This window comes from Bradyrhizobium sp. WSM4874, assembly GCF_055811835.1.
The window spans coordinates 35,461-55,937 of record NZ_JBVVPR010000005.1; the positions used below are offsets into that span (position 1 = coordinate 35,461).

At 63.9% G+C, this 20,477-nt stretch carries 18 protein-coding genes; 1 reads left to right on the forward strand and 17 read right to left on the reverse strand.

Going from position 1 to position 20,477, the window contains the following annotated elements:
• Positions 1 to 2: 2 nt before the first annotated feature.
• The 17 genes from AC0L3P_RS06855 to AC0L3P_RS06935 all read right to left on the reverse strand — a co-directional run bounded on the left by AC0L3P_RS06855 (position 3) and on the right by AC0L3P_RS06935 (position 19,216).
• Complete coding sequence (locus AC0L3P_RS06855; protein ID WP_007593025.1) at positions 3 to 479, reverse strand: (2Fe-2S)-binding protein; 477 nt, start codon at positions 477 to 479, stop codon at positions 3 to 5.
• A gap of 5 nt (positions 480 to 484) precedes the next feature.
• The gene (locus AC0L3P_RS06860; RefSeq protein WP_473301385.1) at positions 485 to 1,303 is read right to left on the reverse strand and encodes an FAD binding domain-containing protein; all 819 of its coding nucleotides are present in this window, start codon (positions 1,301 to 1,303) and stop codon (positions 485 to 487) included.
• A complete protein-coding gene (locus AC0L3P_RS06865) occupies positions 1,300 to 1,749 on the reverse strand; it encodes an SRPBCC family protein (protein ID WP_354055808.1) in 450 nt (149 codons plus the stop codon). The genes AC0L3P_RS06860 and AC0L3P_RS06865 overlap by 4 nt, the downstream gene beginning before the upstream one ends.
• A gap of 5 nt (positions 1,750 to 1,754) precedes the next feature.
• On the reverse strand, positions 1,755 to 2,192 hold the full coding sequence (locus AC0L3P_RS06870) for an SRPBCC family protein (RefSeq protein WP_007593021.1): 438 nt from the start codon (positions 2,190 to 2,192) through the stop codon (positions 1,755 to 1,757).
• 9 nt (positions 2,193 to 2,201) lie between these two features.
• Positions 2,202 to 5,099, reverse strand: coding sequence for a flotillin family protein (locus AC0L3P_RS06875; protein ID WP_473301386.1), 2,898 nt, complete (start codon positions 5,097 to 5,099; stop codon positions 2,202 to 2,204).
• Between the two features lie 25 nt (positions 5,100 to 5,124).
• Positions 5,125 to 5,958: a phosphoenolpyruvate hydrolase family protein gene (locus AC0L3P_RS06880; RefSeq protein WP_275167529.1), complete on the reverse strand. Its 834-nt coding sequence runs from the start codon at positions 5,956 to 5,958 to the stop codon at positions 5,125 to 5,127.
• Positions 5,959 to 5,961: 3 nt separating this feature from the next.
• A complete protein-coding gene (locus AC0L3P_RS06885) occupies positions 5,962 to 8,175 on the reverse strand; it encodes a Tm-1-like ATP-binding domain-containing protein (protein ID WP_473301387.1) in 2,214 nt (737 codons plus the stop codon).
• A complete protein-coding gene (locus AC0L3P_RS06890; protein ID WP_473301519.1) occupies positions 8,168 to 8,950 on the reverse strand; it encodes an ABC transporter ATP-binding protein in 783 nt (260 codons plus the stop codon). Before AC0L3P_RS06890 ends, AC0L3P_RS06885 begins: the two co-directional genes overlap by 8 nt.
• Positions 8,943 to 10,076 carry a branched-chain amino acid ABC transporter permease gene (locus tag AC0L3P_RS06895; RefSeq protein WP_275167527.1) on the reverse strand — a complete coding sequence of 378 codons (1,134 nt, stop codon included), beginning with the start codon at positions 10,074 to 10,076 and terminating at the stop codon, positions 8,943 to 8,945. Before AC0L3P_RS06895 ends, AC0L3P_RS06890 begins: the two co-directional genes overlap by 8 nt.
• Before the next feature lies 1 nt (position 10,077).
• A complete protein-coding gene (locus AC0L3P_RS06900) occupies positions 10,078 to 11,088 on the reverse strand; it encodes a branched-chain amino acid ABC transporter permease (protein ID WP_275167526.1) in 1,011 nt (336 codons plus the stop codon).
• Between the two features lie 200 nt (positions 11,089 to 11,288).
• Complete coding sequence (locus tag AC0L3P_RS06905) at positions 11,289 to 12,116, reverse strand: AraC family transcriptional regulator (RefSeq protein ID WP_027569321.1); 828 nt, start codon at positions 12,114 to 12,116, stop codon at positions 11,289 to 11,291.
• Positions 12,117 to 12,244: 128 nt separating this feature from the next.
• Complete coding sequence (locus AC0L3P_RS06910; RefSeq protein WP_275167525.1) at positions 12,245 to 13,495, reverse strand: ABC transporter substrate-binding protein; 1,251 nt, start codon at positions 13,493 to 13,495, stop codon at positions 12,245 to 12,247.
• A gap of 358 nt (positions 13,496 to 13,853) precedes the next feature.
• Complete coding sequence (locus AC0L3P_RS06915; protein WP_473301388.1) at positions 13,854 to 14,819, reverse strand: ABC transporter ATP-binding protein; 966 nt, start codon at positions 14,817 to 14,819, stop codon at positions 13,854 to 13,856.
• A complete protein-coding gene (locus AC0L3P_RS06920) occupies positions 14,816 to 15,790 on the reverse strand; it encodes an ABC transporter ATP-binding protein (protein ID WP_473301389.1) in 975 nt (324 codons plus the stop codon). The genes AC0L3P_RS06915 and AC0L3P_RS06920 overlap by 4 nt, the downstream gene beginning before the upstream one ends.
• A 3-nt stretch (positions 15,791 to 15,793) precedes the next feature.
• On the reverse strand, positions 15,794 to 16,639 hold the full coding sequence (locus AC0L3P_RS06925; RefSeq protein ID WP_473301390.1) for an ABC transporter permease: 846 nt from the start codon (positions 16,637 to 16,639) through the stop codon (positions 15,794 to 15,796).
• 11 nt (positions 16,640 to 16,650) lie between these two features.
• Positions 16,651 to 17,595, reverse strand: a complete 945-nt coding sequence (locus AC0L3P_RS06930) for an ABC transporter permease (RefSeq protein WP_007608695.1) — start codon at positions 17,593 to 17,595, stop codon at positions 16,651 to 16,653.
• Positions 17,596 to 17,674: 79 nt separating this feature from the next.
• Positions 17,675 to 19,216: an ABC transporter substrate-binding protein gene (locus AC0L3P_RS06935; protein WP_473301391.1), complete on the reverse strand. Its 1,542-nt coding sequence runs from the start codon at positions 19,214 to 19,216 to the stop codon at positions 17,675 to 17,677.
• Positions 19,217 to 19,387: 171 nt separating this feature from the next.
• Here AC0L3P_RS06935 and AC0L3P_RS06940 point away from each other — a divergent pair, with 171 nt between their 5' ends.
• Positions 19,388 to 20,413, forward strand: coding sequence for a MurR/RpiR family transcriptional regulator (locus AC0L3P_RS06940; protein WP_473301392.1), 1,026 nt, complete (start codon positions 19,388 to 19,390; stop codon positions 20,411 to 20,413).
• The last annotated feature ends 64 nt before the right edge of the window (positions 20,414 to 20,477 follow it).

The window sequence follows — 20,477 nt, forward strand, 5'->3', positions numbered from 1 at the left end:
CTTCAGGCGCTCACCCGGCCGCCGGAGGCGGCGAGGATGGCGTTGATGATCGGCTCGTAGCCGGTGCAGCGGCAGATGTTGCCGGAGATCGCCTCGACGATCTCGGCGCGGCTCGGGGAGGGATTGCGGTCGAGCAGCGCCTTGGCCGCCATCAGCATGCCCGGCGTGCAATAGCCGCACTGGGCAGCAAAATTCTCGGCGAAAGCGCGTTGCAGCGGATGCAGGTTTGGTCCTTGCTTCAGGCTATCCAGCGTCTCGACGGAGCGGCCGGCGACGGTCTCGGCCAGCGTCAGACAGGAGAGATGAAGCTCGCCGTCGATCAGGACGCTGCACGTGCCGCAGCCCCCCTGGCCGCAACCGAACTTCGGCGTCATGTCGCCGATCAATTCGCGAAGCGCGACGAGCAGGTTAGTGCCGCCATCGACGAAAATGGCGACATCGCTGCCGTTGTGACGAAATTGCAGGGCAGTCTTGGCCATACGATCTATTCCTGACCCAAGAGAAGACGACGTAGATGTACGCCGACGATCTCGCGGCGATACCAGGCGCTGCCGAGCGCGTTGTCGGACGGCGATGTTCCTTCCACGGCTGCAGAGGCTGCGGCCGCAATGGTCGCGGCATCGAGCGAGCGGCCTTCCAGCGCGCGTTCGGCCGCCCGCGCACGTATTTGCGTCGGCGCCATCGATCCCAATGCAATGCGTGCCCCGGCGACCCGCCCGCCACTGATAGGCAGATGTGCGGCGAGCGTGATGACCGAGCCGCCTTTGGGCTTGATTCGTGCGATCTTGCGGTAGCGGAAAGCCTCCGCGTTTGCCGGCCGCGTGCAGGACACCGACAGCACGAGCGTGCCCGCCTGCCTTTCACGTGACTGCAAAAACTCCTCAATCGGAATGTCGCGCGATCCAAAGCCGCCTTGCAGGGCCACGGTGGCATCGAGCGCAAGCAGGGCGACGGTGAAATCGCCATAGGGATTGGGCGCAAACAGATTGCCGCCCACCGTACCCATGTTGCGCACCGCCGGGCCACCAATCGAGCGGGCAGGAGCGTGCAGGAAAGCCAGGTCGCGCTCGCCCAGAATCCGGGCGAAAGTTACGCCGGCACCCAGTGTGATCCGCGGGCCTGAGGGGTCGATGCGCGTCAAGGCATGGTCATTGGCGCGCACGACGGTCGAGATGGAGATGTCGCCTTCGTTCAGTGCGCGCATCACGAGCGTGCCGCCGCCGAGATAGCGCGCATTGCGATCGGACGACAGCGCTGCGGCGGCCTCACTCGAACTCGTGAAGGTCTTCACCGTCACAGTCATGTTGACACAGCCTCCTTGAGGTGCCGGCGGATCGCGTCGAACCCCGCTTGGTAGATATCTTCCGCGACCATGTGGGTGATATGGTCCTTGTCCTCCGGCCGCGTCGAGAAGCGGGATTCCCAGTGCCAGAAGGTGCGGTCGCCGTCCGTGACCGGCAGCAGGCGGACGTGGGCCACGTAGTTGAACATCGGGACCGGCGTATCGAGCAGGCAATAGCTGAAGGTCTGCTCCAGATCCGACAGCGTCAGCAATTGCTCGCGCAGCTCCGAACCGTCCTGCAGCTTGAAGCGCCTGACACAGCCGATCTTGTCCGAGGCCTGCGCGCGCTCGATCGTGGAGGTCGCGACCGCCGGATGCCAACGATCGTGCCCGTTGAAATCGCGCAGCACGGCCCACAAGGAGCCGGTCGGCGCATCCACGATCGTGCTCTTGACGATGTGCGGCACGGCGCTCAGCCTCCGAACTGGCGTTTGAGGGCGTCGAAGCCGCCCTGGAACACGCCGCCGCCGATATTTGCGACGAGCTCCGCCTCCCGCTCGGGCGCGCAGTCGAACTCGGCGGTCCATTCCATGAAGGTCTGGTCGCCATCCGTGACCGGCGTCAGCCGAAGCGTGGCGACGTAGTCCTCGACCCCCATCGGGGATTCGAGGATCGAGTAGGTGCAGAACATGTCGTAATCGGACAGACCGAGCAGCTTCTCCCGGATACGATCGCCGTTGCGCAGGCGAAAATCCCTGACGCAGCCGATCTTGTCGGAGGGCTCGCCGCCTTCGATGCGGCTTTCCGCAATCGCCGGATGCCAGTTCGGCAGACCGTTGAAGTCGCGCACCCGCGCCCAGACGCGGTCGTTGCGCGCGTTGACGACGGTCGAGACGTAGACGCGGGCCATGGTGCGACCTCAGCTCTTCTTCCGTGGGCTGCGCTCGGCGGGCGGCTCACCCTCGGCCGAAGGCGAGGGTGCAGCGGCTGGCTTCTCGACGCCGCCCTTGCGTGCGGAGTCCTTGATGCCCTGCATGTCGCGAGCCTCCCGGATCAGGCCTGGCATCTTGGCGAGGCTGCCGCCTTCGACGCCGATGTCCGCCAGAAGCGAGTCGATCAGCGGCGCCTGGACGCGGTAGCGCAGCGCCGAGTCGATCACCTCGTCGGTCGCGCTACGGCCGCCATTGCCGCCATGGCCGTTGCCGTTGAGGCCGTCGACCTGGAGGATGCGGATGCCCTCGATCTTCTCCATCGGCTTGACGCTCTCACGGACGATGCCCTCGATGCGGTCGAGCAGCTTTCGCCGGAACAGCGAGTAGCGCGCCTGGTCGGTCAGCACGTTCTCGGCCTCGTTGAGCATACGCTGCGCCTCGGCCTCGACCGCAGCGCGGATCCGTTCGGCTTCCGCGGCAATTCGCGTCTCCTCCGCCTGCTTCTCGGCGATCAGGATCTCCACGGTCTTACGGCGCTTCGCAATCTCGCTCTCGCGCGCGGTGATGACACGCTCGGTCGCTTCAGTGGCATGCACCCGCGCTTCCTCGGCCGAGGCCTTGGCCGCAGATTCCTCCAACGACTTCAGGTGGATGGCAATTGCCTTCTCCATCAGAACGGTCTCGACCTCCTTCTCGCGATTGATTTCGAGCTTGCGCAGCTCGCGCTCGCGGCCGATGCGGGCCTCGTCGAGGCCACGATCGGACGCGATGCGGGAGCGCTCGACCTCCTCGCGCGCGGCAATCTCGGCTTCCTGGAGAGACTGGACACGGGCGACTTCGAGTTGTTCGATGGAACGTCGGCGTTCGATCCGCGCCGCCTCCAGCGCATGCTCGCGCGAGACATCCGTGGTCTCGACCTCCCTGCGCGCGACAATCTCGGCCTGCCTGACCTGGCGGTCGGCGTCGATGCGCTCGGACTTCTTGGTCGAAAGCGCAATGACGCGGTCCTCGTCCGCGATCTCGATCGCCTTCTTGTGCTCGATGTTGAGGACTTCGCGCTTCTTGGAGGACGTGATCCGCTCGGCTTCGAGCGCGAGATCGACGCCGATGCGCTGGCGCTCGATGGCGTCGCGACGCTTCAACTCGGCAGCCTCGAGCACGGCGGTGCGCTCGATCTCGAGCGCGCGCGTGTCACGCTCGGCCTGAATACGCTCGGCTGCAACGGACTTCTCCTGCGCAATCCGGGCGGCTTCGATGGCTTCGCGTGAGGCAATGTCGGCTTCCTCGACGGCGCGGTTTCGGGCGATTTCCAGCGAGCGAACGCGTTCTTGCTGGGTGATGCGGGCAGCTTCCGTGGCTTCGCGCGCCGTGACCTCTGCGACTTCCAGCGTCTGGTTGCGTTCGATCTCCAACTGCCGGGTATTTTGCTCGACCGCGATGCGCTCGACGGCGAGCCTGTGCTCGCGGGCGATGCGCGCCGCCTCGACCGCGCGCTGCGCCTCGATCTCGGCTTCCTGGATGTTCCGCACCTGCTGGATCTCCAGCGCGCGGGTGCGCTCATCGGATGCGATGCGCTCGACATTGACGATCATGGTCTGGGCGATGCGGGCCTTTTCGGTGGTCTCGCGGGCGGCGATCTCGGCTTCGTCCACGGCGCGGGTCCGGTCGATCTCGCGGCGCCGGGTCTCCTCTTCGTTGGCGATGCGGGCGTCGGTCACGACGCGGTCTTGCTGGATACGCGCTTTCTCAATCGCCTCGCGGGCGGTGATCTCGGCTTCCTCGACGGTCTGCATCCGCTCGATTTCGCGCTGGCGCACCTCGCGCTCGGAGGCGATGCGGCTGGTATCGATCGAGCGCTGGTTGGCGATCCGGGCCTTCTCGATATCCTCCCGTGCGAGCAGTTCCTTCTCCTCGATGGTGCGGGTGCGCTCGATCTCCCGCTGACGGGTCTCACGCTCCGAAGCGATGCGGGCTTCGGCGATCGCCTGGTCGTTGGCGATTCGCGCCTTCTCGATGGTTTCACGGGCGGAAATCTGCGCCTGCTCGGCTTCGGTCTCGCGCAGGGCCCGCTCACGTGCGACTTCGGTGCGTTGCAGGGCGCGGCGCATCTCGATGTCACGCTCCTGTTCGAGGCGCGCCGTCTCGCTTTCGCGTTCGATCTCGAGCGCCTGCCGCTCGGCCTCCAGGTTGCGGGAGCGGATCTTGATCATCGAATCCTGCTCGATGTCGTTGCGCAGCTTGCGCTTGGCCTCGATGTCCTCCATCAGGCGGGTCAGACCTTCGGCGTCGAAGCGGTTCGAGGGATTGAAGAATTCGAGATCGGTCTGGTCGAGATCGGTGATCGCGACTGACTCCAGCTCGAGTCCGTTCTGGGCGAGTGCTTCTGCCGCGTTGGCTTTGAGGCGGGCGACGTACTCACCACGCTGCTCGTGCATCTGCTCGAGGGTCATCTCCGAGGCAACGGAACGAATGGCTGAGATGAATTTGCCGGCGAGGAGGGCGTGGAGCTGCTCGGGCTCCATGGTGCGGCGGCCGAGCGTGGCGGCCGCGATAGACACGGCTTCGCGGGTCGCCTGGACCCGGACATAAAAGTCAGCCTCGATGTCGACGCGCATGCGGTCTCGGGTGATCACGGCGTCCTGGCGGGAGCGAACGATGCCCATCGGCTGCACGTTCATGTTGACCGGCGTGTAGTCGTGGATGAACGGCAGCACGAAGGCGCCGCCGTTGATCACAACGCGCTCGCCGAGCAGGCCGGTGCGAACGAATGATGTCTCCTTGGACGAGCGATGATAGAGCCAGTTCACGATGTAGACGCCGACCACGATCACCACGACGGCGACGATCAACCAGAGGATCAATTCACCGACCAGAGTCCCTGACATGTTTCTCTCCCTCGACCTTTCGGCGTTATCGCGCGCCGATCGCCTTGAATTTGCGAACCTGATCCGTCAGCGCCCGCTCGACCGGCAGCCGCTCCATCGAGGAGGCGCCGTAGAAGCCGTGGCAATTGCGTGTGTTCCTCATGATGAAATCGGCATCGTCAGGATCGGAGATCGGTCCGCCATGAGCGAGCACCAGAATGTCCGGGTTGACGCCGAGCGCGGCGGAGGCCCAGGTGTCGATGTGCGCTGGGCAATCAGTCAGCTTGTGTGCGGTCTGCGCGCCGATGGTCCCCCCCGTCGTCAGGCCCAGATGACAGACGATAATATCCGCGCCCGCGATCGCCATCGCGGCGGCCTCCTTCTCGCTAAAGACGTAGGGCGTCGTCAGCAGGTCCTTCTCGCGCGCCTTTGCGATCATGTCGATCTCGAGCGCGTAGGACATGCCGGTCTCTTCGAGATTGGCACGGAAGACGCCGTCGATAAGGCCGACGGTTGGAAAGTTCTGCACGCCGGCGAAGCCGAGCGCCTTCAATTGGTCCAGGAAAAGATCCATGTCGCGGAACGGATCCGTGCCATTGACGCCGGCGAGCACTGGCGTTCTGGTGACGACGGGCAGCACTTCGCCGGCCATCTCCAGCACGATCGCGTTGGCGTCGCCGTAAGCCATCAATCCCGCGAGCGAGCCTCGGCCGGCCATGCGGTAGCGGCCGGAATTGTAGATGACGATGAGGTCGACACCGCCGGCCTCTTCGCATTTGGCCGACAAGCCGGTGCCGGCCCCGCCGCCGACGATGGGCTCGCCGCGCCTTGCCATGTCGCGGAAGCGCTTCAACAGTGCAGCGCGTTCAAACCGGGCCATCGGTCACCTCGCTAGTCTCCGGCGCGCCCCGGTGCGGCCGAACAATGTTCGGAACGCGCTGACAATGGTGGAGGCGAACTCGGGATCATTGATGTTCTTGGGAACGCGGATGAGCTGACGGTTGGCGGTCTGCCGCACGTTGCGCTCCAGCGTTCGGAACAGCGCCGCATCCGCGTCCGGATCCCAGAATGGCTGTCCTCGCGCGTCGAGCGCAGAGACGCCGCCCTCGGGCAGGAAGAAGCGCACCGGGCCGTCCATCCGATTGAGCCGATCGGAAATCCAGTGCCCCATGCGCTCGTTTTCCTCCGCCGTGGTCCGCATCAAGGTGACCTGCGGGTTGTGGATGTGGAACTTCCTGCCGCGGTAGTGTTCCGGGATGGTCTGGGGGGCACCGAAATTCACCATGTCCAGCGCGCCCACCGAGCCGACATAAGGCACTCGGCTGCGGATGATGGCGCCAAAGCGATCGTCGGTGGCCGGGAATACACCGCCCATCAGGAGATCGCCGACCTCCGTGGTCGTGAGGTCGATGATGCCTGCGAGCTGCCCGGAATCGACGAGCTTCTCCATTGACCGTCCTCCGACGCCGGTGGCGTGGAAGACCAGGCACTCGAAATCCTCGCGCAAGTCGGCCGCGATCTTCTGCACCGCCGGCGTGGTGACGCCGAACATGGTGATGCCGACCGCCGGCAATCCGCTGTCGCCGCGATCCTTCCGTGCAGGCTGATCAAGGCGCGCCTTGACCATGCCGGCCAGCGCGTTGGCGCCATTGGCCAGTACAGCGCGCGAGATCGAGTTGAGGCCCTGCACGTCGGCGACCGAATGCATCATGGTGATGTCCGCGGGGCCGACATAGGGCCCGACGTCACCGGAGGCGACGGACGAGACGATGAGCTTCGGCACCCCGACAGGAAGCGTCCGCATACCCGGCGCGACAAGCGACGCTGCGCCCGAGCCGCCCGCCGAAATCACGCCGGCAACATTGTTCTGGCGCCGCAGCCAGCTGGCGAAGGCGTCGGCCATCGCGGTGACGGCGGCGCCGCGGTCAGGTCCGAACACCGCCGATCCGCCGCGACCATGGTTCAAGGCGATCTCCTGGGCGGAGACGTCGCTGGCCGCGTGCCTGCCGCTGGTGGAGACATCGACCAATCGGGTTCGCAGGCCTGTCCCGGCGATGATGTCGCGGATGAAGCGGAGCTCCGTGCCCTTGGTGTCGAGCGTACCGACGACGAGCACGACCGGGGAGGCCTGCGTTTGCGTCGCGGCCGGTTCGCGCTTGCGCCGTGCCGTCTCGTCGAGACGCATCACCTGTGTCGAGAACGTGCGGGCCGCAGCCTCGATGCGGGCGATCGGCACGGGCTGCGACCAGCGTGTCGGCGGCGTCGGGTTGGACAGGTAGATGCGGGTTGCGCCGCCTGGACGTGTCTGCTGCGGAGAAGGCTTCGCTTCCGTATCCGCTGGCGGCACGTCGAGGTCGAGCTCGAGTCCGGCGTGCATTCCGACACCGAGCAGGCGCTGCTGCATTTCGCGATCGGCGGCAAGCCGCACCGAATCGATGATGCGGTTGACGCGACCATTGACCATGATCGCGACGTTGCGCGACACGGCGGTAGCCACGCCGATATTCTGCTCGATCACGAGCACGGACATGTCGCCGTCCTCGCCAAGCTGTAGCAGCATCTCCTCGACCTGGGCCACGATCACGGGCGCGAGCCCCTCGGTGGGCTCGTCCATGATCAGGAGCCGCGGGTTGGTGAGCAACGCGCGGGAGATCGCAAGCATCTGTTGCTCGCCGCCGGAGAGCTGAGCGCCGCCGTGATCCTTGCGTTCGGCTAACCGCGGAAACGTCTTGTAGATGCGCTCGACCGTCCAGGCGCCGCGGCGCAAGCCGGCGGCAAGCTGCAGATGCTCGTCGACGCTGAGTGAGCGCCACAGCCGGCGTCCCTGCGGAACGTAGCCGACGCCGAGCCGGGCTATGTGGGCGGGCGGCTGCCGGGTGATGTCATCGCCGCGGATGCGGATCGAGCCGCCGCTGACCGGCACCAGCCCCATGATGGCCTTGCACAGTGTGGTCTTGCCCATGCCGTTGCGGCCGACGACCGAGAACACGCCGGCCTCGAGCGTCAGATCTACGCCCTGCAGCGCATGCGAATGGCCGTAATAGACGTCCAGCCCACGGACTTCGAGCGCGGCGGCGGTACGGCGGACCTCATTCATGGCCGCCTCCGAGGTAAAGCTCCTGCACTTCGGGATCTGACTCGATCTCCTGCGGACGGCCTTCCTTGAAGATCCGCCCATTGTGCATCATCGTGACGCTCTCGACGACCCGCAGGGCCACGTCCATGTCGTGCTCGATGATGATGTAGCCGATATGCGCGGGCAGGGACGTCAATATCTCGATCAGCTCGGCACGCTCGGTCGGCGACAGTCCCGCGGCCGGTTCATCGAACAGGACGAATCGCGGCGCGCCGGCAAGCGCAAGTGAGATCTCGAGCTGGCGCTGCTGGCCATGCGCGAGCTCGGCAACGCGCTGATCCTTCACACCCGAGAGATGGACGGCCTGCACGAGATTTTCGGCCGCGTGCATCAACGCATCGTTCTGACCGGGGCGGAGGAACGAGAAGCGCCCCCGTGAGACGCCACGGCAGGCGAGATAGACATTGTCCTGGACGGTGAGGCCGGGAAACAGCGCTGAGATCTGGTAAGTCCGGCGCAGGCCGCGGCGGATGCGCTCATAGGGCGGGAAGTGCGTGACGTCCTCGCCGAAGAAGCGGATGGTGCCGGAAGAAGGTGGGAAGTCGCCGGTGATGCAGTTGAACAGCGTGGTCTTGCCGGCGCCGTTGGAGCCAAGCACGGCGCGCCGTTCGCCGGGGCGGACGGTAATGGTGATGTCGGTGAGTGCCGCGAGCGCGCCGAACAGACGCGTCACGCCGCGCAGCTCCAGCGCCGCGCCTGCGCCCACGACAGAGAGGCGTTGCGCGACGCTATCCATGGCGGGATCCTTGGGTGGATCCTTGGCCAGATTCTCGACCAGCTTCCCGGCCATGACGCCCGCTTGAACTTGCCGCGCCGGAGCGTTGGCGGCGCCGCCAGCTCTGCCAGAGCCCGATGACGCCGTCCGAGGACCAGAACACGATCGCGAGGAAACCGAGGCCGATCAGGAGGCGAAAGCGGTTGCCGTCGAGCCCCAGCTTGACCAGAAAGTCGAGTGCGAAAGTGCGCAGCAGCACGAAGATCAGCGCGCCGATAAAGGGTCCGATAGGGCGCGTGATGCCGCCGACGACTGCGATGATGAGGATATCGATGCAGGCTCCGACGCTCACCGATCCCGGCGAAATCTGCCGATAATTCCAGACCTGGAGCACTCCCGCCAACGCTGCGACGAAGGACGCGAAGGCGTAGGCCGCGACGCGATGCGCATTGACGTTGAAGCCGAGTGCCGCCATGCGGCGGGGATTATCGCGTACACCTTGCAGCGCGAGGCCGAATGGTGCGCGGGAGATGTAGTCGACGGCGAAGTAGCACAGCGCGGCTACCGCGAGCACGATATAGTAGAAGGGAATGTCGGCGCGCCAGTTGACGCCCCAGAAATGCGGTGTGGCAACGGTATTGATGCCGGTATGGCCGTTGAAGATCGCCCAGTTCTGGTTGGTGAAATAATAGAACGCCGCGCCGATCGCGAGCGTGATCATGATGGTGTAGATGCCTTCGGTGCGCACCGCCAGCGCGCCCCCGAGGGTGCCGAAGATGGTCGCGAGCGCAAGCGCCATCGGGACCGCAAGCCACCACGGCCAGCCCAGGCTGATATTGGCGTTGCCGCTGGCGCCAAACACCGCGACCATATAGGCGGAGAAACCCGCGATGGTGAGCTGCATCAGGCTCACCATGCCGCCATAGCCGGCAAGAAACATCAGACTCAGCGCCATGAGTCCGAGGATCAGCGTGGTCGCGAAGATCTCGATCAGGAAGAAGCCGTTGGCGATCAGCGGCATGATCAGGAGGATAGCCGCGACGGCCCAGGCCGCCGGATTGTCGATCTCCGGCCATCCGCGCAATCTGGAGCGCTGCACCGCAGCAGTGGGACGAACCGTGACGCGGGTGTCGTGAGCGAGGGACATGTCAGCGCCTCGCCAACAGGCCCTGCGGCCGAATTGCCAGCACCAGAACCATGATCAGGAAGGTCACGACGATGGCGTAGGTCGGGATGTAGACCGAGCCGAGCTGTTCGGCGAGGCCGATGATGAGCGCGCCCAGCGCGGCACCCGGGATCGAGCCCATGCCACCGACGATCACGACGACGAGGGAGGCGAGCAGGAAGCGGATATCCTCGCCGGGCGAGAGCGACTGGAACGTTCCGCCGACGACACCGGCGACGCCGGCGAGGCCGGCGCCGAGCGCAAACACCACGACGAAAACGAGTTGGATCCGCACACCGGTCGCAGCCAGGATGTCACGATCGTCGACGCCGGCGCGGATGATCATGCCGATGCGCGTGCGGTTGAGCGCGAGCCACATCGCCACGCCGATTACGACGGAGGCGGCGAAGATCACGAGCCGGACCAGGGGATAGCGGAGATAGACCGGCTCGCCTGAGGATTTGACCGCGGTGACCAGCGGCAGCTCCACAGGTCCGATCAGCCAGTTCGGGGTCTGGATCTGATAGAAATCGCCGCCGCAGGCCCACAGCATCAAATCGGCGAACACGATCGAGAGTCCGATCGTCACCATGGTCTGGCGCAAGTCCTGGCCTTCCATGCGGCGGAAGACGAGGACCTGGAGCAGGACGCCGACCAGTGCCGTCAGGATGAAAGCGACGATGAAGCTGAGGACCCATGAGCCGGTCGCGGCGCTGATGGCGTAGCCGACATAGCCGCCGAACAAATAGAGCGAGCCGTGCGCGAGGTTGACGTTACGCATCAGGCCGAAGATCAGCGTAAAACCGCTGGCGACCAGGAAATACAGACCGCCGAGCGTGATGCCGTTGAAGAGCGCGTTGAGAAAGACCCGCTTGCGGCCGACCGCATCTTCAAGGCCCTGCGGCCACACCGCGAAAATCAGCCAAAGCGCCACCGCGATCGCGATAATGACGATCAATGCCCAGGCGGGATGGCGTTCGACAAAGCGGGTCATGATCGCCGCTCCGTCTTCACGTCACCCCATCTCTCATCCCGCAAGCAGGACGGAGGGGCACGCAGACCGTTGCCGGCCGCAAGCCCTGCCATGAACATGCGCTCCCTATCGCGCGCGATCCTCTTTTCGGGACCGCATTTGGCCTATCCTAATGCGGCTGAAAGGGAGGCGTTTGATCGTGAGTATCTTTTCGCGTGCGGTCAGGCGCGCAAAACCTTGGCCGCGCGGCGATAATCGGTCGGCGCCATGCCGACATTGGCGGCGAAGAAGCGGGTGAATCCGCTCTGCGACGAGAAACCGAGATCGAAGCCGATATCGGCGATCGGCGCTTCGCTCGCCACCAGCGCCTCCAGCGCCTGCTCCATCATCAGCGTGTTGAGATAGAGGTGTGGCGTGACGCCGGTCTGGGTGCGGAACAGCCGGTAGAAATGCGGCCGCGACAGGCCGGATTCGCGCGCGATGGTGTCGAGTTCGATCTCGGCGCCGGGACTCTCCGACATCATCTTGATGCACTTGCGCACACGAAAATCCGTGACGGAACCGTTTGCGCGCGGATCGCGCGCGGTCGCGGCCTGTTGCCAGCTTTCGTCATAACAGATGTCGATGAGACTTCTCAGCTCGCCATCGAGGCTGTTGAGAGAGGGGGCGCCGCACACGAGGGCGGCTGCGTGCCTGATATGCTTGTCGAGCGCAACCGACCGCGTGAACTGGGTACGGCCGAAGCGCAGGCGGTCGGCGCCGGGCGCGTCGGGCGCGAACCACTCTGCATTGACGTAGAGCACGAAGAAAACGGCGCCGCCTTCGAGATCGGATGGCAGGAAATTATGCGGCTCCCACGGATTGACCGCGACGACGGAACCTTCTGTGAGCTCGTAACGTCCGTCGCTGACATCGATGCATGCGGAACGTCCGCCGACATGGAAGATCAAATGACCTTCGCGATGTGCGTGGATGTTGAAAGGGCGGTTCAACTGATAGACCGTCGCCCGACCAAAGCGGCCGTGGAAGACGGCGAGCGCCCGGCTCATGCCTCTCCTCCCAAAAGCTCTTGGTATTTTTTGGTAGCGTTCAACAACCGGGGAGAGAATGCAAGGGCGCACGTGTCGCGTCCTGGCAAATCTCTCCCCGGTCATCATCGCTCGCGAACGAGACTAGGTCAGTATTTCTTACATTCCGGTACTGTGCGGCTCGGCAAACCGATTTTGGCGAACACTGCGGGATCGTAGCCCAGCGTCTGGTTGACGTTTGGGATCACCTTCACGACCTTTGAGAACAGCGCGCCCTTGCCGTCGTCGACGACCTCGGTGACGAAGTTGGTGCCGATCGCCTGGCGGTTGGAGTCCAGCTTGATCTTGCCATTGGGTGCGTCGATCTCGATCTTGGCGAGGGCTTCCTTATACTTGGCCTGGTTGTTGGAGAGATCGCCATTGACCTGACGCAGCGCCAGGATCAGCGCCATGGTCGAGTCGTAATAGTTGGTGGCGAGCAGCGATGGGCTCGGGAAGCGCTTGTTGGCCGGGAAGGCGTCCTGATAGTCCTTCACGAACTTCTGCCAACTCGGGTTCTCCCAGGTGTCGGCCTGGCCGCTCGCGGCCAGCGTGCCGATCAGGGCATTCTTGGCGTTGCCCTTGGACGACAGGATGGTCTGGTCGATCATGATCGAGCCGCCCATCAGATGCGCCTTGCCGCCGGCCTGCTGGTACTGGTTCAGGAAGTTGACGGCGTCGGCCCCGCCGAGGCCGAGATAGATCGCGTCGACGTCGTCGGGCAGTGCGGCGATAACCGAGGCAAAGTCCTTGGTGCCGAGCGGTACCCATTGCCGGTTGGTGACCTGTCCGCCGGCACCGCAGAACTCGAGCACGAGGCCGAATACCTGCGTATAGATGAAGGAGTAGTCTTCGCCGACGGTCGCGATCTTGCGGTACTTCTTTTCGTCATAAGCGTATTTGCCGAGGCCGACCTGCCACTGCGCACCGTCCATGTTGTAGCGGAAAAAGTTCGGAGCGGGATCGACATAGGTCGTTTCCTGGGCCCCCGAGGCGGCGTTGATGAAGGTCAGTTCGGGATGGGTCTTTGCAAAATTCTTGACCGCGATGCCTTCGTCGCCGGAGAGCGGCGACAGCAGAATCTGCACCTTGTCCTGTTCGATCAGCTTGCGCACGGCTCGTACGGCGGAGTCCGGCGTCGCGTCGGTCGAGGCGATGACAAATTCGAGTTCCTTGTCGCCGACCTTCTTGCCGAGCACGTTGAGGGCCGTCTGGAAGCCGCGGATGCCGTCCTCGCCGAGCACGGTGTAGGTGCCTTCGAGCGTCGCGGTGACGCCGACCTTGATCTTCTCCTGTGCGAAGGCTGTGCCCGAAAGTAACAGGCTGCTCAACGCGATCAGTCCTAGACTGCCTTTCAACATTGCTCTCCTCCCTTGGCGTTCTTGTCGCTGTTTTTCACCGCGCCCTGGCGCGTCCGCTGCGTCGTGCGGCGTTCGGGCAGGGCCGACGGTTCTTGAAGTGGAGGCTAACCGAACTCCGATGCAGCGCACGTATCGGAGCTGTGCGCGGCTTAACGGGCAGTCTCATTTTGAATGCTGCGTCGCGATTAACATCGCGGTGCAACAGGCGTCGGGCTTCCCGAATTTGCATGTGCCTGCCGCATGGCGGTCGCGGACTGCCGCCGCGTGAATGGGAACGCTCGAATAGAGGAGAAATCAATCCCAAGCGTTGCCGGCTCAGTGCCTCGCGCGGCTCGTTTCGCTCAGCGACATTCGATGGTTATACGTTGTGGCAGGCGATTGTCCGACCGTCCGCACCGACAGATCGAAGTTGTGGCACATCGACGAGACAGCGATCGCTGGCCATTAGACAGCGGGGCGCATATGCACAACCGTGCGGTCGTGTGAAGAGGCTCGGCGGTTCACCCATTTCGATCGCGCCCAGGATCCGCCTCGATGGATCCGGCTTCGGAATTGCTGCCACCAACGCGCGCGTATAGGGATGGAGCGGATGATCCAGCACCGTCCGCGTCCCGGCCTGCTCCACGATCCGGCCCATATACATGACAGCAACGCGGCTGCTGATCTGTCCGATCACGCCAAGGTCGTGCGAGATGAAGAGCATCGCCAGTCTCAACTGGTCACGCAGATCCATCATCAGATTGAGCACCTGCGCCTGCACGGAAACGTCGAGGGCCGAGACCGGCTCGTCGGCGACGATGATGGACGGCGTAGGAAGAATGGCGCGCGCGATTCCGACCCGTTGCCGCTGCCGGCCACTCAGTTCGTAGGGATAGCGAGCGGCGAAAGACGGGTTCAACCCGACGGCCGTCAAGGTGGCAGCTATGGCCGCGCTGCGCTCGGCGCGGCTCTTGAAGAAGCCGCTGATGTCGGCCGCCTCCGCCACCGAATCTCCAATTGTGCGCCGCGGGTTGAGCGATGCATTGGGATCCTGGAAAACCATTCGGACATTCAGACGCATCTCGCGGAGGCCGGAGCCGCCGGCTCCGATCACTTCGGTTCCCTTCAAATTGATGTTGCCGCTGTCGGGCTGGACCAGCCCGACGAGGGTTCGGCCCAGCGTGGTCTTGCCGCAACCGGACTCGCCGACGATCCCGAGGACCTCGCCTTCGGCCAGCGACAGCGATACACCATCCACCGCCTGCACCCGGTATTTCCGACCGGCTCGCCTGGCACTGAACGAGACCATCATGTCCCGGACATCGAGGATGACATTGCCGCTCATGGCAGCTCCCCGCGGGCAAGCGGAAATGCGCAGAGCACCTCGTGTCCTTGGGAGGCCTCCAGACGAGGCGGGGTCGCCACGCGGCACTCATCGCGCACCGCTGCGCAACGCAGGGCAAACACGCAGCCAGCAGCGACCGAACCTGGCAGCGGCGGCTGACCAGAAATGGTAGGCAGCCGGCGCGCACCGGAATTTCGCGACGGCATGCAATCCATCAGTCCGCGGGTGTAATGGTGACGCGGTGCGCCGAACAGCGCATCGACTGCCGCAGTTTCCACGATTCGGCCGGCGTACATGACGGCGACGCGATCGGCGAGCTGCGCAATGACTCCCATGTCGTGAGTGATGAACAATATCGCCATATCCAGCCGGTTGCAGAGCTCGCGCAAGAGTCCGAGAATCTGAACCTGTATGGTGACATCCAGCGCTGTGGTCGGTTCATCGGCGACCAGCACCTGTGGCCGGCAGGCCAGCGCAATCGCGATCATGACCCGCTGGCGTTGGCCTCCGGACAACTGGTGCGGATACGCGGACAGCTGCATTTTGGGGTCAGGCAAACGCACCAGTTCGAGCAGTTCGCGCGCACGGACGAGCGCCGCTGCACCCGGAATTCCCTCATGCACGCGCACGGCTTCCGCGATCTGATCGCCGATCCGGCGAACCGGGTTCAGTGAGGTCATCGGCTCCTGAAAGATCATTGCCATGCGGCCGTGGCCCGCTTCGACACGTTGCCAGGGCTGCAGCTGCGTTACGTCGCAGCCCTCCAACAGGACCCGCCCGGCCCGGACCCGGGGACCGGGCTGCGGCAGCAATCCCATGACTGCAAGCGAGGTCATGCTCTTTCCGCAGCCGGACTCGCCGACGAGGCCGAGGATCTCGCCCTTGGCCAAGCTGAAGGACACGCCCGCGACGATGTCGACCGGCGCGGTCTCCGGCCCCACTGACACCGTAACGTCGCAAACTGTCAGCACGGCCTAACCCTTCTCACCAAAGACCTGACGGAACCGCGGATCGAGTCGATCGCGCAATGCATCGCCGACCAGGTTCAGAGAAAATGCCGTCGCCACGATCATCATGCCCGGAAAGAAGAGCAGCCACGGAGCGCGCGTGATGAAGGTGCGCGATTCCGCCAGCATATTGCCCCAGCTCGGAATGTCCGGCGGCGCGCCGAGGCCCAGGAAATCGAGTGAAGCCGCGCCGAGCTGCGCGAACGCGAAGACGAAGCTGGCCTGTACGAGAAGCGGTGAGACAAGGTTCGGCAAGATGTGCCTGCTGATGAGCCATGCCGTTTCGGCACCCATGCTGCGGGATGCCTCGACATAGGTCTCCGCGCGCAAGCGCAGTGTCAGTCCGTAGACGATGCGGGTCGTCGTCGTCATGTAGCCGAGCCCGATGGCCAGAATGACGGTGCCCACACTCGGGCTCAAGATGACAATCAGCCCAAGTGCGAGAAGCAGAGTCGGAAAGGCCATCAGCACGTCGACCATGCGCATCAGCAGGTGACCCAGCCGCGGAAACAGAGCGGAAAGTACGCCGGCCGGAACGCCCGTTGCGAGGGCGAAGACCACCACGCCCGAGCCGATCAGAAGTGCCATGCGTGATGAATGAATGGTGCGCGAGAGAGTATCCCGGCCGAATTGGTCGGTGCCGAACCAGTGGGTCACGTTCGGGGGCGTCAGACGGATCAGGGGATCGATGGCATACGGATCGTAAGGCGACAGCCAGGGCGCGAAGACCGCGGCGAGCACAGTCGCCACAAGGACCCCGAGCCCGGCCAGCGCGATCGGGCGGGCGGTGAACGGCCTGAGCCACAAGGTCACGCTATTGCTGCTCATTGGAGCTCGACCCGCGGATCGAGCAGACGATAGCTCAGATCGACGATCAGATTGATCAGGAGATAAACCACCACGATGACCAGGATGACGCCCTGGATCACAGGGTAGTCTCGACGAAGGATCGACTGAACGACGAGGCGGCCGATGCCGGGCAGGGCAAACACGGTTTCGGTCACCACCGCTTCGGACAGCAGTGCGGCGAAGGTGAAGCCGAAGGCCGAGACGACCGCCAGGAGTGCATTACGCCAAATGTGGCGGCGCACCACCTGCCACGGCCGGATTCCCTTTGCACGCGCCGTGCGCACGTAGTCCTCCCGGGAGACGTCGAGCATGCTGGCGCGCGTCAGCCGCAGGATCAAGGCGGCATTCGGAGCCGCTAGCGCCAGGCTGGGGAGGACGAGATAGCGGAGATTGACGACGCCACCTTCGAAGATCGACGGATAACCGGAGCTCGGAAACCAACCGAGCCAGGCCGCAAAGATCAGGATCAGATAGAGCCCGACCCAGAACGTGGGTATCGAGGCCATCAGCATCGCCCCGCCGGACAATCCCTGATCGAGCCACGTGCCGTGCCGGACCGCCGCAATCATTCCGATCGGCACGCCGATGACCGCAACCCAGATCATCGTCATCGTGGCGAGCAAGGTGCTGGTCTCGGCGCCATCGGCAATCACCGACAGCACGGGCGCCTGGAAGAAGATCGACCGCCCGAGGTCGCCCTCGAGCACATGGCCGGCCCAAGTGAGATATTGCAGGATGATCGGTTGGTCGAGACCGAGTTGGTGTCTCAAGGCGTCGATCTGGTCGGGAGTCGCGGTGTCACCGAGCAAAACATAGATCGGGTCACCCGGCACGATATGGATGAACGCGAAGATGATGATGGACGCCGCCAGCAGCGTCACCGCCGTCGTTCCTGCGCGCTTGAATGCGTAAGACCACATGTGATTGTGCGCCTGCTCAGCGGCAACGATGCGCGCTGGCGCCGGCGCTCGACAGTCCTCGCGGCCTCATTGCCCGTCCTTACTTCGTTGACACATTCCAGAACACGGGACCGTTTGGGTTGAGCCCCTTGAGCTTGGGAGACGCAATGTCATAGGTGTAGGCATCGCCTACTTTCATCACGGGTACCTGCTCATAGATCAGCGACTGGATCTTGTCCCATGTCGACTTGCGCGCGGCTGGATCGGTCGTGTTGATCAACTCAGCCCGAAGCGAGCCGATCTCGGGGCTGTCCCACCATCCGGGATAGCTCGCATTCAGGAACGTGAGCAGCAGCGGGTCGGGCGCGAAGGAATGGTGGGTGACGAAGATGTCCCACTGTTCCGGCTGGCCGCGTATCTTCAGAAGAGTCGCCCAATCGACGACCATCATCTGAACATTGATGCCGGCATCGGCCAGCTGGCGGGTGAAGACGGAGGCTTCGTCATAGTGTGCCTGATAGTTCGTCGAGACCAGCAGGCGGATCGGCGCCCCCGTGTAGTCCGCCTCCTTTGCGAGCTCCTTGGCCTTCTTCGGATCGTGCGCACTATAATTTGAGGCGCCGTCCGTCGAGTACCAGGGTGTGCCGTTGGGAAAGATCGATCCTTCGGCATTCCACAGGTCCTTGGGACCGAAGGCGACGCGCAGCGCCTGCGACTTGTCCAACGCGGTCTGGATGGCGCGGCGGAGCTTGTAATTGTCCTTCAGGATTCCTTGCTTCGAGTTCATGAAAAAAAGGCCGAAGATCGGCGCGTTGGTACGCTGCACCTGAACCGATGGATCTTTGCTCAGGGACTCGTACAGATCGCCGGAGATCATTTCCGCATAGTCGTAGTCGCCCGCCTGCACGCCGCTCACGCGCGTGCCGACGTCAGGCACCGGAATGAACCGGATCTTGTCGAAGCTCGCAAGGCGGGCGCCGGCGAAGCCGTCACCCTTTTCCTTCAACGGCTTGTAGCCGTCGAACTTTTCCACCTCGACGTAGCGGTTCGGCCGCCACTCCACGAACTTGTAAGGCCCGGTGCCGATATAGTCCTTTTGCTCGATCGGCCGGTTTCCCGCTTTGGTGGCAATGTCTTCCGGATAGATCGCAAGACCGCCATTGACGTCCGCAATGAGAGCCTTCCAGGCGCCGTTCGGCGCGGACAATTTCAGCGTGACTTCATACTTTCCGGTCGCCTCGACCGACGTAGCCGCCGCCATCAGGAGCTTGCCGCGCGCACCGAAACTGCCCCATCGCGTCATCGAGGCGACCACGTCCTTGGCGGTCATCTCCTTGCCGGTGTGGAAGAGGACACCCTCGCGGAGCTCGATGACGATGGTCCGACCGCCGTCTTCCGTCCGATCGTTCTCGGCCAGCATCGGACGCGGCGTATAGGTTGAGTCCAGCGCATACAGGGTCTCGAAGATGTGGCGGCCGATGACCGATGCCACATCGGCTGTCGTCAGCATGACATCGAGCGGCGGCGGTTCTCCGATGGTGGCTTCGCGCAGCAGGGTGGCGGCATTAGCCTGCGCAATCAAGAATGACGCGGTAACCAGCCCCACGACGCCACGCATCAAGACACTTGGACCGTATCTCATGATCGCCCTCCCGCCTTGTTGAACCGCCTGCTTCCCGGTGCAGGGGATGTGCCTTTCAGCTGTTGGGCTGATGGCACGCTATTGCTTGTTTGAAAGTTACATACACAATTTGGCTATTATCAAGCGGAAAATGCTGTTATTGATGGGGCATGCCGATATACGTTTGGTCGGATGCTGAAGGTTTCTTACGGCAGCTTCTTGCCAAGGGCGCAGGTGGATCTGACCTGGGGAAGGGCGGCAATGGCGCGTGCAAAGCGAAATCATCCGACGAGAGCCGTTGATGCAGCGATCTCGAAGCCGTCGGGCGACGACAATGTCGTGGTCGGCGACATCATCTCCCTCATCAGGCAGAGCGCTCCAAGCCTCAGCCCGTCCGAGCAACGCGTTGCCACGGTGCTGCTGGCCGATATGGAGTTTGCCGTTCACGCCAGCAATTCCGAGCTGGCCCGTCGGGCGCGCGTGAGCGAGCCGACGGTCACCCGGTTCAGCCGCTCCGTCGGTTGCCGGGGCGTCCGGGACCTCAAGGTGAGGCTGGCTCAAGCAATGGCGGTTGGGCGGATCTACGTTGAGCTTCCCCCGCATGTCGGGACCGATCTGGCGCGCCCCGCGCTGTGGCGGTCGGTGTTTCAGGAAATTCGTCGTGCAATTGCCGCTGCCGAGGAGGGACTTCGCAAGGAGGACATCGAGGGGGCTGCCGAGGCTATCTCCGGCTGTTCGAAGCTTGCAGCGTTCGGGGTGGGGGGCGGTTCCACTCTTGCGGCGGCGGAAGTTCAGAACCGGTTCTTTCGTCTTGGGATTGCCGTCTCGCATGCCTCTGACCCGAGCTTGATGCGCATGATCGCGGCGACCCTCGGGCGGGATGACGTCGTCGTTGCCATCTCGACCACCGGTGCGGCGAACGAAGTGATCGACGCAGCCAGTATCGCCAAGCAATACGGCGCCTTGGTCGTGGCAATCACCAAGCCGCAAAGCAGGCTGGCCTCAATCGCCGATATTGCGCTTGGCGTGCACGTGCCCGAAGCGCCCGACGCGCTCAAGCCTACGGCGTCGCGCTATGCGTTTCTCGCCACCATCGACCTGCTCGCAGCGTCAACTGCCTATTGCAAGCCGCTCGAAGCCCAGGCACGCATGCGGCGGATCAAATACGAGTTGCTGAAGGGAAGCGACGGGGACGCCAAAGGGCCGCTGGGAGACTGAAAAATCTGCAGTGGCCCAACGAGGATTTGGTCGGTGCATTGCCGCTCGCATCCGGCCACGTCAA

Coding starts and splice junctions, on each gene's coding strand:
- AC0L3P_RS06890 (WP_473301519.1), bottom strand. CDS start 8,950: ATGGATAGCGTCGCGCAACGCCTCTCTGTCGTGGGCGCAGGCGCGGCG.
- AC0L3P_RS06940 (WP_473301392.1), top strand. CDS start 19,388: ATGCTGAAGGTTTCTTACGGCAGCTTCTTGCCAAGGGCGCAGGTGGAT.
- AC0L3P_RS06905 (WP_027569321.1), bottom strand. CDS start 12,116: ATGAGCCGGGCGCTCGCCGTCTTCCACGGCCGCTTTGGTCGGGCGACG.
- AC0L3P_RS06900 (WP_275167526.1), bottom strand. CDS start 11,088: ATGACCCGCTTTGTCGAACGCCATCCCGCCTGGGCATTGATCGTCATT.
- AC0L3P_RS06875 (WP_473301386.1), bottom strand. CDS start 5,099: ATGTCAGGGACTCTGGTCGGTGAATTGATCCTCTGGTTGATCGTCGCC.
- AC0L3P_RS06860 (WP_473301385.1), bottom strand. CDS start 1,303: ATGACTGTGACGGTGAAGACCTTCACGAGTTCGAGTGAGGCCGCCGCA.
- AC0L3P_RS06870 (WP_007593021.1), bottom strand. CDS start 2,192: ATGGCCCGCGTCTACGTCTCGACCGTCGTCAACGCGCGCAACGACCGC.
- AC0L3P_RS06910 (WP_275167525.1), bottom strand. CDS start 13,495: ATGTTGAAAGGCAGTCTAGGACTGATCGCGTTGAGCAGCCTGTTACTT.
- AC0L3P_RS06935 (WP_473301391.1), bottom strand. CDS start 19,216: ATGAGATACGGTCCAAGTGTCTTGATGCGTGGCGTCGTGGGGCTGGTT.
- AC0L3P_RS06880 (WP_275167529.1), bottom strand. CDS start 5,958: ATGGCCCGGTTTGAACGCGCTGCACTGTTGAAGCGCTTCCGCGACATG.
- AC0L3P_RS06895 (WP_275167527.1), bottom strand. CDS start 10,076: ATGTCCCTCGCTCACGACACCCGCGTCACGGTTCGTCCCACTGCTGCG.
- AC0L3P_RS06855 (WP_007593025.1), bottom strand. CDS start 479: ATGGCCAAGACTGCCCTGCAATTTCGTCACAACGGCAGCGATGTCGCC.
- AC0L3P_RS06885 (WP_473301387.1), bottom strand. CDS start 8,175: ATGAATGAGGTCCGCCGTACCGCCGCCGCGCTCGAAGTCCGTGGGCTG.
- AC0L3P_RS06915 (WP_473301388.1), bottom strand. CDS start 14,819: ATGAGCGGCAATGTCATCCTCGATGTCCGGGACATGATGGTCTCGTTC.
- AC0L3P_RS06930 (WP_007608695.1), bottom strand. CDS start 17,595: ATGTGGTCTTACGCATTCAAGCGCGCAGGAACGACGGCGGTGACGCTG.